This window comes from Pseudomonas brassicacearum, assembly GCF_000585995.1.
GTDB classification, from domain to species: domain Bacteria; phylum Pseudomonadota; class Gammaproteobacteria; order Pseudomonadales; family Pseudomonadaceae; genus Aquipseudomonas; species Aquipseudomonas brassicacearum_A.
On sequence record NZ_CP007410.1, the window covers coordinates 1,939,093 to 1,957,028 of the forward strand.

The 17,936-nt window shown below is 62.3% G+C and carries 14 protein-coding genes and 1 pseudogene; 11 read left to right on the forward strand and 4 right to left on the reverse strand.

Annotated features, from left to right (window positions below; genetic code table 11):
• Nucleotides 1–249: 249 nt before the first annotated feature.
• The 6 genes from kdpF to CD58_RS08470 all read left to right on the forward strand — a co-directional run bounded on the left by kdpF (nt 250) and on the right by CD58_RS08470 (nt 8,392).
• Entirely contained in the window at nt 250–339 is a 90-nt protein-coding gene (gene kdpF / locus CD58_RS08445; protein WP_003218754.1) for a K(+)-transporting ATPase subunit F, read from the forward strand.
• 8 nt (nt 340–347) lie between these two features.
• Nucleotides 348–2,042 (forward strand): potassium-transporting ATPase subunit KdpA, encoded by a 1,695-nt coding sequence (gene kdpA / locus CD58_RS08450; protein ID WP_025212591.1) that lies wholly within the window; start codon nt 348–350, stop codon nt 2,040–2,042.
• 11 nt (nt 2,043–2,053) lie between these two features.
• The gene (gene kdpB, locus CD58_RS08455) at nt 2,054–4,108 is read left to right on the forward strand and encodes a potassium-transporting ATPase subunit KdpB (protein ID WP_025212592.1); all 2,055 of its coding nucleotides are present in this window, start codon (nt 2,054–2,056) and stop codon (nt 4,106–4,108) included.
• Between the two features lie 206 nt (nt 4,109–4,314).
• On the forward strand, nt 4,315–4,860 hold the full coding sequence (gene kdpC / locus CD58_RS08460) for a potassium-transporting ATPase subunit KdpC (RefSeq protein WP_025212593.1): 546 nt from the start codon (nt 4,315–4,317) through the stop codon (nt 4,858–4,860).
• Nucleotides 4,861–4,993: 133 nt separating this feature from the next.
• Nucleotides 4,994–7,645: a sensor histidine kinase gene (locus CD58_RS08465; protein ID WP_025212594.1), complete on the forward strand. Its 2,652-nt coding sequence runs from the start codon at nt 4,994–4,996 to the stop codon at nt 7,643–7,645.
• A 48-nt stretch (nt 7,646–7,693) separates the two neighbouring features.
• A complete protein-coding gene (locus CD58_RS08470) occupies nt 7,694–8,392 on the forward strand; it encodes a response regulator (RefSeq protein ID WP_025212595.1) in 699 nt (232 codons plus the stop codon).
• Between the two features lie 175 nt (nt 8,393–8,567).
• Here the strand turns inward: CD58_RS08470 and CD58_RS08475 are convergent, their stop codons facing one another.
• Nucleotides 8,568–9,605 (reverse strand): patatin-like phospholipase family protein, encoded by a 1,038-nt coding sequence (locus CD58_RS08475; protein WP_025212596.1) that lies wholly within the window; start codon nt 9,603–9,605, stop codon nt 8,568–8,570.
• Nucleotides 9,606–9,814: 209 nt separating this feature from the next.
• Here CD58_RS08475 and CD58_RS08480 point away from each other — a divergent pair, with 209 nt between their 5' ends.
• From CD58_RS08480 to CD58_RS08490, 3 genes are all read left to right on the forward strand, one after another.
• Complete coding sequence (locus CD58_RS08480; protein WP_025212597.1) at nt 9,815–10,105, forward strand: hypothetical protein; 291 nt, start codon at nt 9,815–9,817, stop codon at nt 10,103–10,105.
• 107 nt (nt 10,106–10,212) lie between these two features.
• The gene (locus tag CD58_RS08485; RefSeq protein ID WP_025212598.1) at nt 10,213–10,974 is read left to right on the forward strand and encodes a CHAD domain-containing protein; all 762 of its coding nucleotides are present in this window, start codon (nt 10,213–10,215) and stop codon (nt 10,972–10,974) included.
• A 231-nt stretch (nt 10,975–11,205) separates the two neighbouring features.
• Nucleotides 11,206–12,003, forward strand: coding sequence for an acyl-CoA thioesterase (locus CD58_RS08490; protein ID WP_025212599.1), 798 nt, complete (start codon nt 11,206–11,208; stop codon nt 12,001–12,003).
• A 5-nt stretch (nt 12,004–12,008) separates the two neighbouring features.
• Here CD58_RS08490 and CD58_RS08495 read toward each other — a convergent pair.
• The 3 genes and pseudogenes from CD58_RS08495 to CD58_RS08505 all read right to left on the reverse strand — a co-directional run.
• Nucleotides 12,009–12,230: pseudogene (locus CD58_RS08495) on the reverse strand (terminase); the annotation flags it as partial.
• Nucleotides 12,231–12,514: 284 nt separating this feature from the next.
• Complete coding sequence (locus CD58_RS08500; RefSeq protein ID WP_025212601.1) at nt 12,515–13,996, reverse strand: methyl-accepting chemotaxis protein; 1,482 nt, start codon at nt 13,994–13,996, stop codon at nt 12,515–12,517.
• Nucleotides 13,997–14,203: 207 nt separating this feature from the next.
• Nucleotides 14,204–15,013 carry a TatD family hydrolase gene (locus CD58_RS08505; RefSeq protein ID WP_025212602.1) on the reverse strand — a complete coding sequence of 270 codons (810 nt, stop codon included), beginning with the start codon at nt 15,011–15,013 and terminating at the stop codon, nt 14,204–14,206.
• A 234-nt stretch (nt 15,014–15,247) separates the two neighbouring features.
• Between CD58_RS08505 and CD58_RS08510 the strand changes: the two genes are divergently transcribed.
• Complete coding sequence (locus tag CD58_RS08510; RefSeq protein WP_025212603.1) at nt 15,248–16,669, forward strand: transglycosylase SLT domain-containing protein; 1,422 nt, start codon at nt 15,248–15,250, stop codon at nt 16,667–16,669.
• Nucleotides 16,670–16,766: 97 nt separating this feature from the next.
• On the forward strand, nt 16,767–17,201 hold the full coding sequence (locus CD58_RS08515) for a DoxX family protein (protein ID WP_025212604.1): 435 nt from the start codon (nt 16,767–16,769) through the stop codon (nt 17,199–17,201).
• The last annotated feature ends 735 nt before the right edge of the window (nt 17,202–17,936 follow it).

Sequence of the window (17,936 nt, forward strand, 5' to 3'; positions counted from 1 at the left end):
CCGTCTTCGCGAGCAAGCCCGCTCCCACAGTAGGTCTGTGGTGATCCACTGATTTCACGTACACAACCAATCCATGTGGGAGCGGGCTTGCTCGCGAAGACGGCAGTCCAGGCACCGGAATAACAATGCCTTACCCCATTTTTTACACATTCTTTATCCCCCAAGCCCCCTCTCGATCTCGTTCCTTTACACCCTCCCTACCGACAATCACTCCACACACGGCACGACGCCGTACCACGGAGAAATCCCATGAGCGTTCTGGACGGGGTGTCGCTGCTGTTGGCAGTGGCGCTGTTCATTTATCTATTGGTTGCGCTGTTGCGCGCGGATCGGAACTAGGAGCGGTTATGCACGGTTATGACTACGGGCTGATCCTCGCCTTTTTCGCCCTGGTGCTGATTCCGGCACCGTTTCTGGGGCGTTTTTACTACCGGGTGATGGAAGGCCAGCGCACGTGGCTGTCCCCCATCCTCGGCCCGGTGGAGCGCGGTTGCTATCGCCTGGCCGGTGTCGATCCCGGCGCTGAGCAGAGCTGGCAGAAATACACCCTGGCCTTGCTCGCCTTCAACCTGGCGGGTTTTGTGTTGCTGTTCGCGATCCTCCTGCTGCAGGGACATCTACCCCTCAATACCGAGCAACTGCCCGACATGGAGTGGACCCAGGCCTTCAACACGGCCGTGAGTTTCATGACCAACACCAACTGGCAGTCCTACAGCGGTGAAGCCTCCCTGAGCTACCTGAGCCAGATGATCGGCCTGACGGTGCAGAACTTCGTCAGCGCCGCCACCGGCCTGGCCGTGCTGGTGGCGCTGTGTCGCGGGATCGGCCGTAAGTCCGCCGCGACGCTGGGTAATTTCTGGGTCGACATGACCCGCGCCACCCTCTACGGCCTGTTGCCGCTGTGCCTGTTGCTGGCGTTGTTCCTGGTGTGGCAGGGCGTGCCGCAGACCTTCGCGCACTATGTGCACGGGGTGACGATGCAGGGCGCCGACCAGGTGATTCCCCTGGGCCCGGCCGCCAGCCAGATCGCCATCAAGCAATTGGGTACCAACGGCGGTGGTTTCTTCGGCGTCAACTCGGCGCACCCGTTCGAGAATCCAACGGCCTGGAGCAATCTGTTTGAACTCGCTTCGATCATCCTGATTCCCGCCGCGCTGGTGTTCACCTTCGGCCATTACGTCAAGGACCTGCGCCAGAGCCGGGCGATCATCGCCTGCATGCTCGTGCTGTTTCTGATCGGTGGCGCCACGTCGTTGTGGGCCGAGTACCAGCCCAACCCAGCCCTGAATAACGTCGCGGTGGAACAGACCGCGCCGCTGGAAGGCAAGGAAACACGCTTTGGCACCACTGCCACGGTGCTGTGGTCGGTGACCACCACGGCAGCCTCCAACGGCTCGGTCAACGGCATGCACGACAGCCTCAATCCACTCAGCGGCATGGTTTCCCTGGTGAACATGATGGTTGGCGAAGTGATCTTCGGCGGCGTCGGGGCCGGGCTCTACGGAATGTTGTTGAACGTGCTGATCGCGGTGTTCCTGGCCGGATTGATGATCGGCCGCACTCCGGAATACCTGGGCAAGAAACTGGGCGCGAGGGAAGTGCAACTGCTGGTGGTGACCTTGCTGGTGATGCCCGTGAGCGTATTGGTACTGGGCGCCGTCGCCGCGAGCCTGCCCGGGCCGGTCGCAGCGGTCAGTAACCCCGGTGCCCACGGTTTCAGTCAGTTGCTCTACGCCTACACCTCGGCGGGGGCGAACAACGGCTCGGCCTTCGCCGGTTTCGGTGCCAACACACCGTTCCACAACCTGATGCTGGGCCTGGGCATGTTGATCGGTCGTTTCGGCTACATCCTGCCGGTGCTGGCGTTGGCCGGCAGCCTGGCGCTGAAGAAAACTGCGCCGATTGGCCAGAACAGTTTCCCCACCCACGGCCCGCTGTTCGTGACCTTGTTGACCGTGACCATCCTGCTGGTGGGCGGCCTGACCTTCCTGCCGACCCTGGCCCTGGGTCCGATCGCCGAACACCTGAGCCTGGGTTTCTGAGGGATATGAAGATGAATATGCCGATGAGCAAAACCGTCGTCGCCAAGGCGCCGGAACAACCGAAAACCGCCATCGCGGCCCTGTGGCGACCTGCGCTGGTGCAAGCCTTCGTCAAGCTCGACCCGCGCCAACTGCATCGCGCCCCGGTGATGCTGGTGGTGGAGCTGACCGCGATCCTCACCACCGTGCTGTGCTTCATTCCCGACAACGCCGTGCCGACGTTCGTCGCCGCGCAAATCGCCTTGTGGCTGTGGTTCACCGTGCTGTTCGCCAACTTCGCCGAGGCGTTGGCCGAAGGTCGTGGCAAGGCCCGGGCCGACAGTCTCAAGGCCGGCAGCGAAGGCCTGAACGCACGGCGCCAGACCGCCAACGGTTTTGAAGTGATAGCCGCCACCCGTTTGCGCAAAGGCGACGTGGTGCGCGTTGAGGCGGGGGACATGATTCCCGGTGACGGCGAAGTGATTGAAGGCATTGCCGCCGTCAACGAGGCGGCGATCACTGGCGAATCGGCACCGGTCATCCGCGAGTCCGGCGGGGATCGCTCGGCCGTCACCGGCAATACGCGGCTGGTCTCCGACTGGTTGCTGGTACGCATCACCAGCAACCCCGGCGAGTCCACCCTGGACCGCATGATCGCCCTGGTCGAAGGCGCCAAGCGCCAGAAAACCCCGAATGAAGTGGCGCTGGATATCCTGCTGATCGGCCTGACGCTGATCTTTCTGCTGGTGGTGGTGACGCTGCAACCGTTCGCCCATTTCGCCAATGGCAACCTGCCGCTGGTGTTTCTGGTGGCGCTGTTGGTCACGTTGATTCCCACCACCATCGGCGGGCTGCTGTCGGCCATCGGCATCGCCGGGATGGATCGGCTGGTGCGCCTGAATGTGATCGCCAAGTCCGGCCGCGCGGTGGAGGCGGCGGGGGATGTGCATGTGCTGATGCTGGACAAGACCGGCACCATCACCTTTGGTAATCGTCGCTGTGCAGCGGTCCATGCCGCCCCTGGCGTGAGTACTCAAGCGCTGGCCGAGGGCGCGCTGTTCGCTTCGTTGGCCGATGACACGGCGGAGGGCAAGTCCATCGTCGAGTACCTGCGCGCTTTGCATTCGCAGCCCGAGCCGGGTCTCGAATCGCTGACCGCCGTGCCATTCAGCGCCGAAACCCGTTTGTCCGGGGTGGATTATCAAGGGCGCGTTTACCGCAAGGGCGCCGTGGATTCGCTGTTGAGTTTTATTGGTCTGGCAAAAACCGAGTTGCCGTCCGCTCTGGCCCGGGAGGTCGACAAGATTGCCCAGAGCGGCGGCACGCCCTTGCTGGTGTGTGCCGATGGCAAACTGCTGGGGGCCATTCATCTGAAGGACGTGGTCAAGCCCGGTATCCGCGAGCGTTTCGCCGAGCTGCGCAAGCTGGGTATTCGCACCGTGATGGTCACTGGCGACAACCCGCTGACCGCCGCCGCGATTGCCGCCGAGGCGGGGGTCGATGACGTGCTGGCCGAGGCCACGCCGGAGAAAAAACTCGCGCGCATCCGTCATGAGCAGAATGACGGGCGGCTGGTGGCGATGTGCGGCGACGGCGCCAACGACGCCCCGGCCCTGGCCCAGGCCGACGTCGGCATGGCGATGAACGACGGCACCCAAGCCGCGCGGGAGGCGGCCAACATGGTCGACCTCGACAGCGACCCGACCAAGTTGCTGGACGTGGTGCAGATCGGCAAGGAATTGCTGGTGACCCGTGGGGCGCTGACGACGTTTTCCATCGCCAATGACATCGCCAAGTACTTTGCAATCCTGCCGGCGCTGTTCGCCTCGATTTATCCACAGCTCGGCGTGTTGAACGTCATGCACCTGAGCAGCCCGCAGAGCGCGATTCTCTCGGCCATCGTGTTCAACGCCTTGATCATCGTCGTGCTGATCCCCTTGGCCCTGCGTGGCGTGCGGGTGCAGGCGGCGAGCGCGGCGGCACTGCTGCGGCGCAATCTGTTGATCTATGGCTTGGGTGGGATCGTGGTGCCGTTCGTGGGGATCAAGGCGATTGATATGTTGCTGACGGCGTTGAGTCTGGTTTGAGCCAGCAATGGGCCTGACCACTGACATTGTGGCGAGGGGATTATTGTGGCGAGGGGATTTATCCCCGCTGGGCTGCGCAGCAGCCCCCAAGCCTGATACCTCAGTGTGTCAGGCAGAACGATGGCGACTGTTTTTGGGGCTGCTGCGCAGCCCAGCGGGGATAAATCCCCTCGCCACAAATGTGTTTTCAAATCGAGGGTTTTGAAATGTTCACTCTGATCCGCCCGGCCCTGAGCCTGTTGCTTCTGATGACCCTGGTCACCGGTGTCGCTTACCCACTGCTGGTCACGGGAATAGCGCAAGTCGCCTTTCCCGCCCAGGCCAACGGCAGCCTGATCGTCGATGCCGCGGGAAAGGTCCGTGGCTCGACGCTGATCGCCCAGGACTTCACCGGCGATGCCTGGTTCCATCCACGGCCCTCGGCCGGTGCCTTTGCCACGGTCGCCAGTGGTGCCAGCAACTTTTCCCCGAGCAACCCGGCCCTGGCTACTCGAGTGATCGACGATGCCCACAGACTGCAAGTGCCCGGTCAGGGACCGGTGCCGCTGGCCTTGCTGACCACCTCCGGCAGCGGGCTGGATCCGCACTTGTCACCGGCCGCGATTGCCTATCAACTGGCGCGTGTCGCCACGGCGCGCAACCTGCCGGTCTCGACGTTGCAGCAACTGCTGGACGCCCACATCGAGCAGCCCTTGGTGGGGCCGCCGGTGGTGAATGTGCTGGCGTTGAACCTGGCGCTGGAAAAACTGTAAGAACCTGTGGGAGCGAGCTTGCTCGCGATGACGGTACGTCAGCCAACATTGATGGTGACTGATTCACCTTCATCGCGAGCAAGCTCGCTCCCACAGGGTATTTGATCAACACCTGAAAAAGAGCCCCCTCGACATGAGCGACTCCGGCCGCGCCGATGCACTGTTAGCCAATCTGCCCCGCAACGACCGTGGCCGGCTCAAGGTTTTCCTTGGCGCGGCCCCGGGTGTCGGCAAGACCTACGCCATGCTGCAAGCGGCCCACACCCAGTTGCGTCAAGGCGTGAAAGTCGTTGCCGGTGTGGTGGAAACTCACGGTCGTGCCGAAACCGAAGCGTTGCTCGGTGGCCTGGCGCAGCAACCGTTGGTGCGCTCGGAGTATCGCGGCGTGATGCTCGAAGAAATGGACCTCGATGGCCTGCTCGCCGCCCGGCCGAGCCTGGTGTTGGTGGACGAACTGGCCCACAGCAACGCACCCGGCAGCCGTCACGCCAAACGCTGGCAAGACATCCAGGAGTTGCTCGCTGCCGGCATCGATGTCTACACCACCGTCAACGTCCAGCATCTGGAAAGCCTCAACGACCAAGTGCGTGGCATCACTGGCGTGCAGGTCCGAGAGACGTTGCCGGACTGGGTCCTGCAGGAGGCCGATGAGCTACTGCTGATCGATCTGCCACCGCGCGAACTGCTGGAGCGCCTGCGTGATGGCAAGGTCTATGTGCCGGAGCAGGCCCGGGCGGCGATCGATGCGTTTTTCACCCAGACCAACCTGACCGCGCTGCGTGAACTGGCCATGCAGACGGCTGCCGCGCAGGTCGACAACGACCTGACCCAGGGTTATCGACAACTGGGCCAGGCGGCTCCGGCGGTGCGAGGGCGATTGTTGGTGGGAGTGGACGGCGACGTCCAGGCTGAACGTCTGGTGCGCCATGCCAGCCGTGTCGCCCAGCGCCGACATCTGCCGTGGAGCCTGGTGCATGTGGATAACGGCAGTGCCCGGGACGAGTCATCGCGCCAGCGCCTGCAAAATGCCCAGCTCCTGGCTGAACGCCTCGGCGGGGAAGTGGTGCTGCTGCGGGCCGGCGAAGTCGCCAGAACCTTGATCCAGCACGCCACCGAACGACGCGCCACGCTGGTGTTGGTGGGCCAGTCCCGGCCGCGTTTGCGTCGGCGGCTGTTCGGCGGTGGTTTGGCCTCACGCTTGCTGCGCGATGCCCGCGGCCTGGAAATCAACGTACTGGACAGCGACGAGCAGCCGCGGCCCGCCCACGTGCGTTCGAGCACTGTTCAGACCGGTTTCGACTACGCGTTGGCGCTGCTGGCGACCGTGGCGGCCAGCGCCTTGGCCTGGGGGATTTCTGGGTTGTTGGCGCTGCCCAATATTTCCCTGGTGTTTCTGATGGCGGTGTTGCTGGTGGCGGTCCGCAGCAGCCTTGGCCCGGCGCTGGCCTGCGCGGCCATGTCATTCCTGGCCTATGACTTTCTGTTCATCCCACCGAATTTTTCCCTCACCATCCAGCGTGAAGAAGATGTGCTGACGCTGGTGTTTTTCCTGCTGATGGCGGCCCTGACCGGCAACCTGGCCGCCCGTCAGCGTCGACAGTTGCAAGCCTTGCGCGACACTCAGCAGGAAACCGGCGAATTGCTCGACCTGTCGCGCAAGCTCACCGCCGCCACCGACCGCCAGGCGGTGGTCAGCGCCGCCGCGCAGCACCTCAACGGTTTGCATGACTTGCAACTGTGCCTGCTCAATCGTGACGGCCAAGGCGATTGGAAGATCGAGACCGGTGAGCCGTTGACCTTCACCGAGGCCGAGCGCGCGGCGGCCGACTGGGCTTGGCAGCACGATCAACCGGCGGGCGCTGGCACCGGGACGCTGCCGTCCGGGCGTTGGTGGTGGTGGCCGCTGTCGGCGGAGGGTGGGCCGCTGGCGTTGCTGGGCGTGTGCCCGAAAGAAGGCAAGCCGCTGAGCGGCCAGCGTCGCCGTTTGCTGGCGGCCCTCAGTCAGCCGCTGGCCCAAGCGCTGGCGCGGGCGCAACTGGCCCAGGACCTGGAAGCGGCGCGCCTGCACGGCGAAACGGAGCAACTGCGCAGTGCCTTGCTGGCCTCGGTGTCCCATGATTTGCGCACGCCGCTGACGTCCATGCGCGGCAGCATCGACAGCCTGCTGGCGTTGGGGGAGGCGATTCCGCTGGCGGATCGGCGTGAACTGCTCGAAGGCACCCGCGATGAAGCCGAACGGTTGGATCGCTACATCCAGAACCTGCTGGACATGACTCGCCTCGGCCACGGCGCCCTGAAGCTGGCGCGCGACTGGGTGGCGCCGGCGGATATCGTCTGCAGCGCGCTGAACCGTCTGCGGGCAGTGCTGGCGCCCCTGGCGGTGGGCATCGAGGTGCCTGCCGACTTGCCTTTGCTGTATGTTCACGCGGCGCTGATCGAACAAGCCCTGATAAACGTGCTGGAGAACGCCGCACGCTTTTCACCGGTCAACGGACGGCTGCTGTTGAGTGCGGGTATGACGGGCAACGAAGTGTTTTTTGCCGTCGCCGATGAAGGTCCCGGGATCCCTCAGCAGGAGCGGGAGAAAATCTTCGACATGTTCTACACCGCCGCGCGCGGTGATCGCGGCGGGCAGGGCACGGGGTTGGGGTTGGCGATCTGCCAGGGCATGGTGGGTGCCCATGGTGGGCGCATCAGCGTGGCCGATGGCCTCGACGGGCACGGCACCTGTATCACCCTGCACTTGCCGTTGCAGGCGCAACCGGACATGGACGATGAAGCCTGAGCGGCGCTGCGTTACTCTCTTGTCAATTGATTGCATTGAATGAACCCCATGAGCCAGACCGCGACCCTTTTGGTCATCGATGACGAACCGCAGATCCGCAAATTCCTGCGCATCAGCCTGACCTCCCAGGGCTACAAGGTGCTGGAAGCCGGTACCGGTACGGAAGGCCTGGCCCTGGCAGCGCTGAACAAGCCCGACCTACTGGTGCTTGACCTGGGCCTGCCGGACATGGACGGCCAGCAGGTGTTGCGCGAGTTTCGTCAATGGTCGACGGTGCCGGTGCTGGTGCTTTCGGTGCGGGCCAGCGAAGCGCAGAAAGTCGAGGCGCTGGACAACGGCGCCAACGATTACGTGACCAAGCCGTTCGGCATCCAGGAATTTCTCGCCCGCATCCGCGCCCTGTTGCGCCAGGCCCCAGCGGGCGAAGCCCAGGAAGCGGCGCTGAGGTTCGGTCCGCTGACGGTGGACCTGGCCTACCGTCGAGTGCTGCTCGACGGCGCCGAAGTGGCCCTGACCCGCAAGGAGTACGCCGTGCTGGCGCAACTGGCGCGACACCCGGGGCGAGTCATCACCCAGCAGCAACTGCTCAAGGACATCTGGGGCCCGACCCACACCGAGGACACGCATTACCTGCGGATCGTGGTCGGCCATCTGCGCCAGAAACTGGCCGACGACCCGACCCGGCCCCGGTTCATTGCGACCGAGGCGGGGGTGGGGTATCGGTTGTTGGAGGAGGGCAGCGCCTAACTACCAAGTTTCAAGCCAGACACCGTTGTGGCGAGGGAGCTTGCTCCCGCTGGGCTGCGAAGCAGCCCCAAAAAAACTCCAGACATGATTTTTGCCTGACACAACGGGTGTTCAGGTTTTGGGGGCGCTTCGCAGCCCAGCGGGAGCAAGCTCCCTCGCCACAGAGCAGTCACATTCAATTCTTCTCACTCTCATACCGATCCAACGTATCCCGAGCAATCTCACGCCCCAACGCGATCAACTCCGGCGCCTTGTAGAACTCAAAGAACCGACACACCCGTTTCGGCACGTTGATCAGTACATCCGGCGGATAACCGGCGATTTTGTATTGGGCCAGCGACGTTTGCATCACCTCGAAGCTCTGGTTGATCAAGTCCAGTAACGAGGCCGGGCCGACGTTATCGATGATGAACGAGCCCGTGGCGGATTTCGGTGCGCCTTCGGCCTCTGGCGCGGCCGCCGGTTGCTGGCCTTCGGGCTCGGCCGATTCGAGCCACGGGTTGATTTCACCGGCCTCGGCCTTCAACGCTTCCTGTTCCAGCAGCAACAGCTGCTCGGCCTGCTTGCGGCGAAACGGTAGGCGCGAACCGAGTGAATTGACGAGGGTGTCGAAGCGACGCCTGAATGCGGCCGGGCGCTGGATCACCGGCAGTCTGTACTGTTTCTGATTCGTGGCATTGAGGTTGACCGCGATGATCAGATCGCAATGGCTCGACACCACCGGCACGATCGGCAGCGGATTGAGCAGGCCGCCATCCACCAGCATGCGGTTGCCTTGCATCACCGGCGTGAACAGGCTGGGAATCGCCGCCGAGGCGCGCATTGCCTGGTGCAGGCAACCTTCCTGGAACCAGATTTCCTGCTGATTGGTCAGGTCGGTGGCCACTGCGGTATAGGGGATGCGCAAGTCTTCAATATTGATGTCGCCGACGATCTTGTGGATTTGCCCGAAGACTTTCTCTCCGCGAATCGCCCCGAGGCGAAAACTGACGTCCACCAGTCGCAGGACATCCAGGTAATCGAGGCTTTCGATCCAGTTGCGGTAGTCCTTGAGCTTGCCCGCGGCATAGATCCCGCCCACGACCGCGCCCATGGAGCAACCGGCGATGCAGGCAATGTCGTAGCCGCGTCGTTCGATTTCTTCGATCACCCCGATATGGGCATAGCCCCGGGCGCCGCCCGAACCCAATACCAATGCGACACGTTTTGTCATGACCCGGCCTCTTGTCGAACAGACTTCAACAATGCACTGATCGACGTCTGGGCTCAATCGTTGTGGCGCAGGCGTCGTTTTTTGACACGCCATGACGGCATTTGCGTATGCTCGCTCACACTTGAATTTCCGCGGTCAAGCCAAGGCACTTTTCGCCTTTGCCACCGTCTTAACACCACGACTGTTTGACCTGACTTGAGGTGTAATCGATGAAAGCCCGGATCTGCCTGCCCCTGGTGGCGTCCTTGATGGTGTTGGCCCTGGCCGGTTGTGCAGGCAAAACCGCTTACCGCGACAATTGCGCCAGCCAACTCGACAGTGCCTGGCGTGAACTCGACCTGGCCAAGGCCGAAGGTTTTGCCGGCACCGTCAGCTACTCCAAGGCTTTGTCGCTGCTGACCGGCGCCAAGACCCAGCAACAATTCGAAGCGTTCGAAGGCTGCTCCAAGAAAGCCGAGAAGGCGCGTTTCTACATCCGCGAGTCCCGCGCAGGGCGATAAAAAAAGCAGCCGCAAGCTTCAAGCTACAAGCTGCAAGAGGGCGGTACCTACTGCTTCCACTTGCAGCTTGACGCTTGCCGCTCAAGGCTGCGTACGGAGTACGCCCCATGATCGATCGGTTGGTGGCCCGGATACTGGGCCTGGAAGTTCGCCTGCTGGCCTGCCAGGCTCGCCTGAATGCCCATACCGACAGCGAAGCACTGCATGATCTGCGCACCACGGTTCGCCGTTTGCGCAGCCTGCTTCGCCCGTTGCGTGGATTGCCCGGCGTCGAACAGCTGGAAACAGCCGCTTCGGCGGTCGGCACCCTGACCACACCTCTGCGCGACCGGGAAGTGTTGGCGGCTTACCTGGAGCAGCACGGCAAGGTCGAAGCGGCCAAGCGGCGCCAGGTGCAAATGGTTGCCGCGTATCCCGCCGTGGCCGGCAGCCCGGAGCTGGCGCAGTTGTTGATGATCGTCGATGCGTTTCCGCGCTTCGTTCGCGCCGCCCAGCGCCAGGGCCTGCTCAAAGGGTTGCGTAGACGCATCGAAAAACGCCTGGACAAGCAGTGGAAAAAACTCGGTGAAGCCTTGCGCGATCCGGCCCATGACCGCCATCGCTTGCGTCTGCTGATCAAGCGCGTGCGCTACGCCATCGAAGCCTACCCTGAACTCGACCGCCTGCCTGAAGCGACCATGCCACGGCTCAAATCCGCCCAAGGCACACTGGGCGACTGGCACGATTGCTGGCAATGGCTGGCCAGGGCCGAGGAGGAACCCGATCTGCAATCTTGCGTACCGACCTGGCAGGATACGATGGCAAAGGCCGAGGCCAAGTCCGATAAGGTGCTCGACAAGTTGGTGGCGAGTTGCTTCAAAAAATCCTGAGTCCTGCACATATCCCTGTGGGAGCGGGCTTGCTCGCGAATACGGTAGATCAGTCCATACAGTTGTGACTGACCCACCGTATTCGCGAGCAAGCCCGCTCCCACAATCGATGAAGGGTGGATTTAAAGGCTGCGGCCTATCTGTCAGCCTCTTTGGCCGGAATAAGCGCTGTGCCGCCGGCCCGGGCTGGTTAAGATCCCTTCATCTTTCTCCCCTGTTTTCGAGGTTGTCATGCGCTTTTCCGATTTGATCGATGCCGTGCGCCGTCAGCCAGGCGCCGTGACCATCGCGCCTGAATGGGGTCAAGGGCGCGCCTCTTTTGGCGGCCTGGTGGCGGCGCTGCAATACGAAGCGATGCGTGCGCAGGTGCCGGCGGATCGTCCGGTGCGCTCGCTGGCGATTACCTTTGTCGGCCCGGTCGAGGCCGACGTGCCCGTCAGTTTCGAAGTCGACGTATTGCGTGAAGGCAAGGCGGTCAGCCAGGTATTGGGGCGGGCCGTGCAGAACGGCCAGGTGGTGACCGTGGTGCAGGGCAGCTTCGGCGCATCGCGGTCCTCCGTAGTGGCGGTGCAGGCCGACCCCGCCCCGGAATTCAAAAGCGTGGAACAATGCCAGGAACTGCCCTACATCAAAGGTGGCACGCCGGAATTCATGCGTCACCTGGCGATGTGCTGGAGCGTCGGTGGCTTGCCGTTCTCGGGCAATAAATCCCGGAGCATGGGGGGCTGGGTACGTTTGCGTGGGGACGTGAAAGAGGAAGCGTTGAACGAAGGCCACATCCTGGCCCTGGTGGACGCCTGGCCGCCAGCGTTGTTGCCGCACCTCACGCAAATGGCGCCGGGCAGTACGCTCACCTGGACCATTGAGTTCGTCCAGCCGCTGCTGGAACTCACGACACTGGATTGGTGCAAATACCTGGCCGAGATCGACCACGCCCAGGACGGCTACGGCCACGTCGCCGCAAAATTCTGGAGTGCCGATGGCCGCTTGATCGCCATAAGCCGTCAGACGGTGACCATCTTCGGCTAAGGCTTTGCGTGACCGTGGCGCTGCAACCCGAGTGCCGCGACCACGCCGATGATGCCGATGGCGACGTCGGCCGGATTCAAGCTGAACACGCCTGACACCATTAACAGAAACGCAATGATGAACAGTGGCACCGCCATCAGGTGCAATACCTGATTGGTCGGGTGACGGTGGAGGGCAGGATCGGCGCGCCATTGCCAGGCCGGAAGATTGGGGTGACGTTTGCCCATGATGCGGATCCTTGAGTTCATGACACTGAATGACCCAAGAATAGGCTTGCCCGGGCGGGGCGGCGAATCGCGGTTGGCTATGGGCGCGATAGGTGGCCATAGCCTTTTCCCCTGTGCAGCGATGAGTTGCTTTTGTGGCGAGGGAGCTTGCTCCCGCTGGGCCGCGAAGCGGCCCCAAACGGTAACCCCGGTGTATCAGATTGATTGGGGGGCTTTTCTGGGGGGCGCTGCGCGCCCCAGCGGGAGCAAGCTCCCTCGCCACAGGACTTGAGCGGGTCGGTATTCTAAAGCTTGAGTTGCCCGATCGCCTTGCTCAGCTCGCCCGCCAACGTCGCCAATTCATGGCTGGTAGTGGCTGAGTCCACCGTCTGGCGTACGGTGTTTTCGGTCACGTCGCGAATACTCACCACTGCCCGATTCATCTCTTCGGCGACCTGGCTCTGCTGTTCGGCCGCGACCGCAATCTGGGTGTTGCTCTCACGCATCTGCGCCACCGCACCGGTGATCTGCTCCAGGGCCTCGCCGGCCTCGCGGGCCTGTTGCACGCAGTCGTCGGCCTTGTTCGAACTCTCCTGCATGAAATCCACCGCGTCCCGGGTTCCGGCTTGCAGGGCCGCGATCATGGTGGTGATTTCATCCGTGGAACTCTGTACTCGCTTGGCCAGGTTGCGTACCTCGTCAGCCACCACGGCAAAACCGCGGCCCATTTCCCCGGCCCGTGCTGCTTCGATGGCTGCGTTGAGGGCCAGCAGGTTGGTTTGCTCGGCAATGCTGTGGATCACGCTGACCACGCCATTGATTTTCTGGCTGTCTTCGGCCAAGCGCCCGATCATTTCGGCGGTCTGTTGTACGCCCGAGGACAGCCCGGTGATCGACTGTTGCACGCGGCTGACCACTTCGCGGCCGTTGCCGGCCAGGGTGTCGGCGGTTTTCGACAGGTCGCGGGTGGCGCCGGCATGCTGGGCGATGTGATAAACCGTGGCGGACATTTCGTTGATCGCCGTGGCCGCCTGATCAGTCTCGCTCTGCTGGCCGAGCATGCCGCGGCGAACATCGTTCATGCTCGATGCCAGGCGCGCCGCACCACTGTCCAGTTGCCGGGCAGTGGTGGCGACCGTGTCGACCACGCGCTGATAACCAGCCTGCATGGCGTTGAACGCGGCGGCCATCTGACCTACTTCGTCCCTGCAGGCCAGGGGCACGCGGGCGGACAAGTCACCGGTTTTTTCCACGTGCAGCATCACGTCCTTCAGGGTGTTCAGCTGGCTGAGCAGAAAACGGATCAACAGCTGCGAGGCCCCCAGCATTGCCAACATCAGCACGAACACCGCCATAGCGTATTGGCTGAAGCGCTCGCCAAACACTTGGCCCAGGCTCGCGCCATGGGCGAGTACCGCGAGCCGTTGGTCGTCGCCTCGCCGGATCACTTCAGCACCCAGCAGTGGATCGTCGCCGAGCAGCGGCTTGGCATTGAGCTCGACCCAGCCATCGGCGTGCGCCAGTGAGGGCAATGCTTGATTATTGAAAGCGGGGATCTGTTCGCGATGGAATCCCAGCAGATGATCGGCCTTGGGCAACGGTTGCCCGGCAGGCCACGCCTCGAGCAAGCGCGCCTGGGCCTGGGCGTTCGCCTGAGCAGCGTGGTTGCGTGCTTGTTGTTCGAGCTGCACGGCGAAGAGCACCAGCAACAAGGTGGTGACAAAGGCGACCGCATTGACCGCCCAGAATTTGTACTTCAGCGAGATATTGCTAAGCCAGGCACCCATGGAAGGTTTTCTCTGATAGCGGAAACAGCATTGGCAAGGTGCCAGTATTGTGCTGCTACTTCGGTGTCGGGGGGTTGATGTAGGTCAACAGACGACACGGCCCCATTGTGGGAGCGGGCTTGCTCGCGAATGCGGTGGGTCAGTCACCTCTGTATTTGCTGACAAACTGCATTCGCGAGCAAGCCCGCTCCCACAGGGGATATGGGTTTATTCGGAAAGACTGGGCAACCCAAAAAACGCCCGGGCGCACGCCGTGCTATGGGCCGCAAGATCTTCCTGGGTTTCGCCCCGGTGCAAGGCCACCTCGCGCAAAACCTCCGGCAAATAAGCCGGTTCGTTGCGACCATTCTTGGGCTTGGGCCGCAGCGTGCGGGGCAGCAGGTACGGCGCGTCGCTTTCGAGCATCAGCCGCCCGCGGGGAATTTCGCGCACCAAGGGATGCAGGTGTGTGCCCCGGCGTTCATCGCAGATCCAGCCGGTGATGCCGATGTGCAAGTCCAGGTCGAGGTAGCTGAACAGCGCTTTTTTTTCGCCGGTAAAACAGTGCACCACCGCGGCAGGCAGTTGGTCGCGAAAGTCCCGGAGGATTTCCAGCAGGCGTTGATCGGCGTCCCGTTCATGGAGGAAGACCGGCAGTTGCAGTTCCACCGCCAGGGCGAGGTGTTCTTCCAGGACTTTTTCCTGTTGCGGCCTTGGAGAGAAGTCCCGGTTGAAATCCAGCCCGCATTCACCCACCGCGCAAACGCGGCTTTGCCTGAGTAAATCCTTGAGGTGCCGGGCGCTATCGGCGGTCCAGTCGCTGGCGCTGTGGGGGTGGATACCGGCTGTGGAAAATAGCCGCTCCGCGCCGTCATCGAGGCGTTCGCACAGCGCCAAAGCCTGCTCGCTGCTCTCGATGCTGGTGCCGGTCAAGACCAGTTGGCAGACTCCGGCTTCATAGGCGCGCTCAAGCACCGCCTGGTGTTTGTCGGCGAAACTGGAGTTGGTCAGGTTGACGCCGATATCGATGAGTTGCATGGTGCTACCTCGGCCCAAAGGCCGGAAAGCATACCAGAGCTGTAGATTTATAAGAAAAGCCAAGAACTACAACGAGTTGAGGCTGTCTGTTGAGGCCGCGAGACAAGTCGGGTTGGTATAAATGCCATCACTGTGCCAGTCTTTCGCACTTTTCAGCGCCTCAGGCGCTCTGTTTCTGTCGATCCCAGCCTCGATTTTCAAGGCGGCGGTCCGCAGTGTCCTTCCGGAGAGTGGATGGCACGTCTTCAGGTGTTGCTACTGCTGTGTTGTTCGCTGTTGTTGCCGATGCCGGCCGAAGCGCGGCTGCCTGGGCCTGTGCAAGCGGTGGCGCCGGGCACGGTGCGCGATTTGGCACAAATCCGTAGTAGCCGGGTATTGAAGGTGCTGGTCAACCAGAGCCGCAACAGTTCCGGTGAAGTCCAGGGACAGCCCATTGGCGTCGAATACCATCGATTGCGCGCCTTCGAGCAGTACCTCAACGGCCACGCCCGGGACGGGCAGGAAATCACCCTCAAGATCATTCCCAAGGCCAAGGACCAGTTGCTTGGCGCCTTGCAGCGCGGGGAGGGCGACCTCGTGGCCCCCGGCGAATTACTCGATCTCCAGGCTGCTCATGCGATCAGCGCCAGTAATCCAATCCGTACCGACGTGCCGTTGCTGCTGGTGGGCATCAAGGGCGAGAAGCGCTACACACGTGTGGAACAGCTCTCCGGAAAGACCCTGGCCCTGCCCAACGGTAGTGCGGCAGGGGATGCGGTGAGCCAGATCAACCAGAAGCTCGCGTTGCTCAAGTTGCCACCGGTGAAGATCGAATGGGTCGACCCCAGTCTGGCGGTGGAAGATGTGCTGGAAATGGTCCAGGGCGGGATTTTCCACCTGACAATCGTCGAGCAGCCCATCGCCGAGCGCTGGGGCAAGATCCTCCCCAAGTTGCGCTTCGATCGTCAGGTGTTGATTGGTGAACCGAGTGACGAGTATTGGTTCGTGCGTCGCGACGCCGCCATGCTGCGGGCGAGCATCGACCAGTTCCTGGCGATCTACAAGGTACCGTCCAACCAGGATGCCGCGTTCCTGCGCATCTATCGCCGCTTGTACCAGGTGCACTATCCGCTGGCCCGGGCCGATCGCCAGCGCCTGGAGAAACTGCGCCCCGTGTTGCAAAAGCATGCTGAGGCCCAGGGCATGGACTGGCTCAACCTCGCGGCCCTGGCATTCAAGGAATCAGCTTTGCAACCCAACGCCCGCAGCGGCAGCGGCCCGACCGGTCTGATGCAGATTACCCCGGCGGCGGCGCAGCGAGTCGGGGTCAATAACATTCAGAACCTGGATGCCAACGTCCAGGCCGGTGCCAAGTACTTGGCCCTGATCCGCCGCAAGTTCTTTGCCAGCCCAAAGCTCAACGAGCGCGAGCGCATGGCCTTCGTTTTGGCTGCCTACAACATGGGGCCTGAGCGGGTGCAGGGGATGCGTGCCGAGGCTCGGCGCCGGGGGCTGAACCCCAATCAATGGTTTTTCCAGGTCGAGCGCATCGCCATGGAGCAGGTGGGAATGGGCGCCGTCAGCTATGTTAATAGCGTGAACAAATACTATTTGGCGTTTGATCGGGAACGGGAGTCGCTGGAGCCTGAGGAGCAGAAAGTCGCCCAGCGTAAATAATCGATTAAACTGATTGGTATGCCGAAATATTTGCGCTTTTAGAACAAGTTTTTTTGATTAATATGGCGACCAACAACCTCACATCTAGGGATGCCCCATGAGCTCATTGATCAATAAAGTCCTGTTTACCCGCGCCGGCTACGGTCTGACCGTCCTGCGCATCGCTGTCGGTATCATTTTCGCCGCTCACGGCTCGCAGAAACTCTTTGGCCTGTTCGGCGGCTACGGCCTGACCGGAACGGCGCAGTGGATGGAAAGCATCGGCCTGACTCCGGGTTACGTGATGGCGACACTGGCGGGCGGTACCGAGTTTTTCGCCGGGCTGGCGTTGATCATCGGTTTGCTGGCGCGTCCGGCGGCGTTGGGCCTGGCCTTCTTGTCGCTGGTGGCGATTTTCTCCGTGCACATCGGCAACGGTCTGTTCATGGCCAACAACGGTTATGAGTTTGCCCTGGCCTTGCTGGCTGGCAGTATTGCGGTGCTGATCGAAGGTGCCGGCAAGTTGTCAGTCGATCGTGCCATTGCTGATTGATTGCTTGGTTTGAGCCGCAAGACCCCGTTTGTATTCACTGCTGTTCACTAAGAAAAACGGTGCTTCTTCTTGAGAGGGGAGCGCCGTTTTTTTTGGGGCTCGTCTTTAGGGAGGGTATAGTTTGTGTGTATATCCGTTGCTGCGGTAACGGCTGCTTAGGGTTCCGCCCTTACGGCGGGTCACTTTCGAAAAGCGCGAAAGTAACCAAAGCGCTTTTGCCCCACCACTCGGTGCCTCGCCTAGGCTCGGCATGCCCTCACTCCGGCATTGCTCCGTGGGCCCGCCGCGAAGGACCATCCATGGTCCAGCGCGGCTACCTCGGCATCCATGCCGAGGTGCCCACTGCGCAATACCTGCGTTCGGCCATCGTGGTTAATGGGGCGCCGAGATCAACGTCCGCCGCGAGGCGGCCTGAGAGCCGACCTGGCTCTTTCGGTCGTACTCCGATCCAACTGTGGGAGCGAGCCTGCTCGCGAAGGCGGCCTGACAGCCGGCCTGTTTCTTGCGGCTGTACTCCGATCCCCTTGTGGGAGCGAGCCTGCTTGCGAAGGCGGCCTGACAGCCGACCTGTTTCTTGCGGCTGTACTCCGATCCTCTTGTGCGAGCTTGCTCGGGATGGCGATGGCTCAGTCAATGAAGATGTTGAATGCTCCGGCCTCTTCGCGAGCAAGCTCGCTCCCACAGGAGAAACGCGGTCCTACCCCAAACCAGGTCGGCTCTCAGGCCGCCTCGCTT

Bases quoted from the DNA above. Each gene is read 5' to 3' on its own strand.
- kdpF (WP_003218754.1), top strand. From the start codon at position 250: ATGAGCGTTCTGGACGGGGTGTCGCTGCTGTTGGCAGTGGCGCTGTTC.
- kdpA (WP_025212591.1), top strand. From the start codon at position 348: ATGCACGGTTATGACTACGGGCTGATCCTCGCCTTTTTCGCCCTGGTG.
- kdpB (WP_025212592.1), top strand. From the start codon at position 2,054: ATGAATATGCCGATGAGCAAAACCGTCGTCGCCAAGGCGCCGGAACAA.
- kdpC (WP_025212593.1), top strand. From the start codon at position 4,315: ATGTTCACTCTGATCCGCCCGGCCCTGAGCCTGTTGCTTCTGATGACC.
- CD58_RS08465 (WP_025212594.1), top strand. From the start codon at position 4,994: ATGAGCGACTCCGGCCGCGCCGATGCACTGTTAGCCAATCTGCCCCGC.
- CD58_RS08470 (WP_025212595.1), top strand. From the start codon at position 7,694: ATGAGCCAGACCGCGACCCTTTTGGTCATCGATGACGAACCGCAGATC.
- CD58_RS08475 (WP_025212596.1), bottom strand. From the start codon at position 9,605: ATGACAAAACGTGTCGCATTGGTATTGGGTTCGGGCGGCGCCCGGGGC.
- CD58_RS08480 (WP_025212597.1), top strand. From the start codon at position 9,815: ATGAAAGCCCGGATCTGCCTGCCCCTGGTGGCGTCCTTGATGGTGTTG.
- CD58_RS08485 (WP_025212598.1), top strand. From the start codon at position 10,213: ATGATCGATCGGTTGGTGGCCCGGATACTGGGCCTGGAAGTTCGCCTG.
- CD58_RS08490 (WP_025212599.1), top strand. From the start codon at position 11,206: ATGCGCTTTTCCGATTTGATCGATGCCGTGCGCCGTCAGCCAGGCGCC.
- CD58_RS08500 (WP_025212601.1), bottom strand. From the start codon at position 13,996: ATGGGTGCCTGGCTTAGCAATATCTCGCTGAAGTACAAATTCTGGGCG.
- CD58_RS08505 (WP_025212602.1), bottom strand. From the start codon at position 15,013: ATGCAACTCATCGATATCGGCGTCAACCTGACCAACTCCAGTTTCGCC.
- CD58_RS08510 (WP_025212603.1), top strand. From the start codon at position 15,248: ATGGCACGTCTTCAGGTGTTGCTACTGCTGTGTTGTTCGCTGTTGTTG.
- CD58_RS08515 (WP_025212604.1), top strand. From the start codon at position 16,767: ATGAGCTCATTGATCAATAAAGTCCTGTTTACCCGCGCCGGCTACGGT.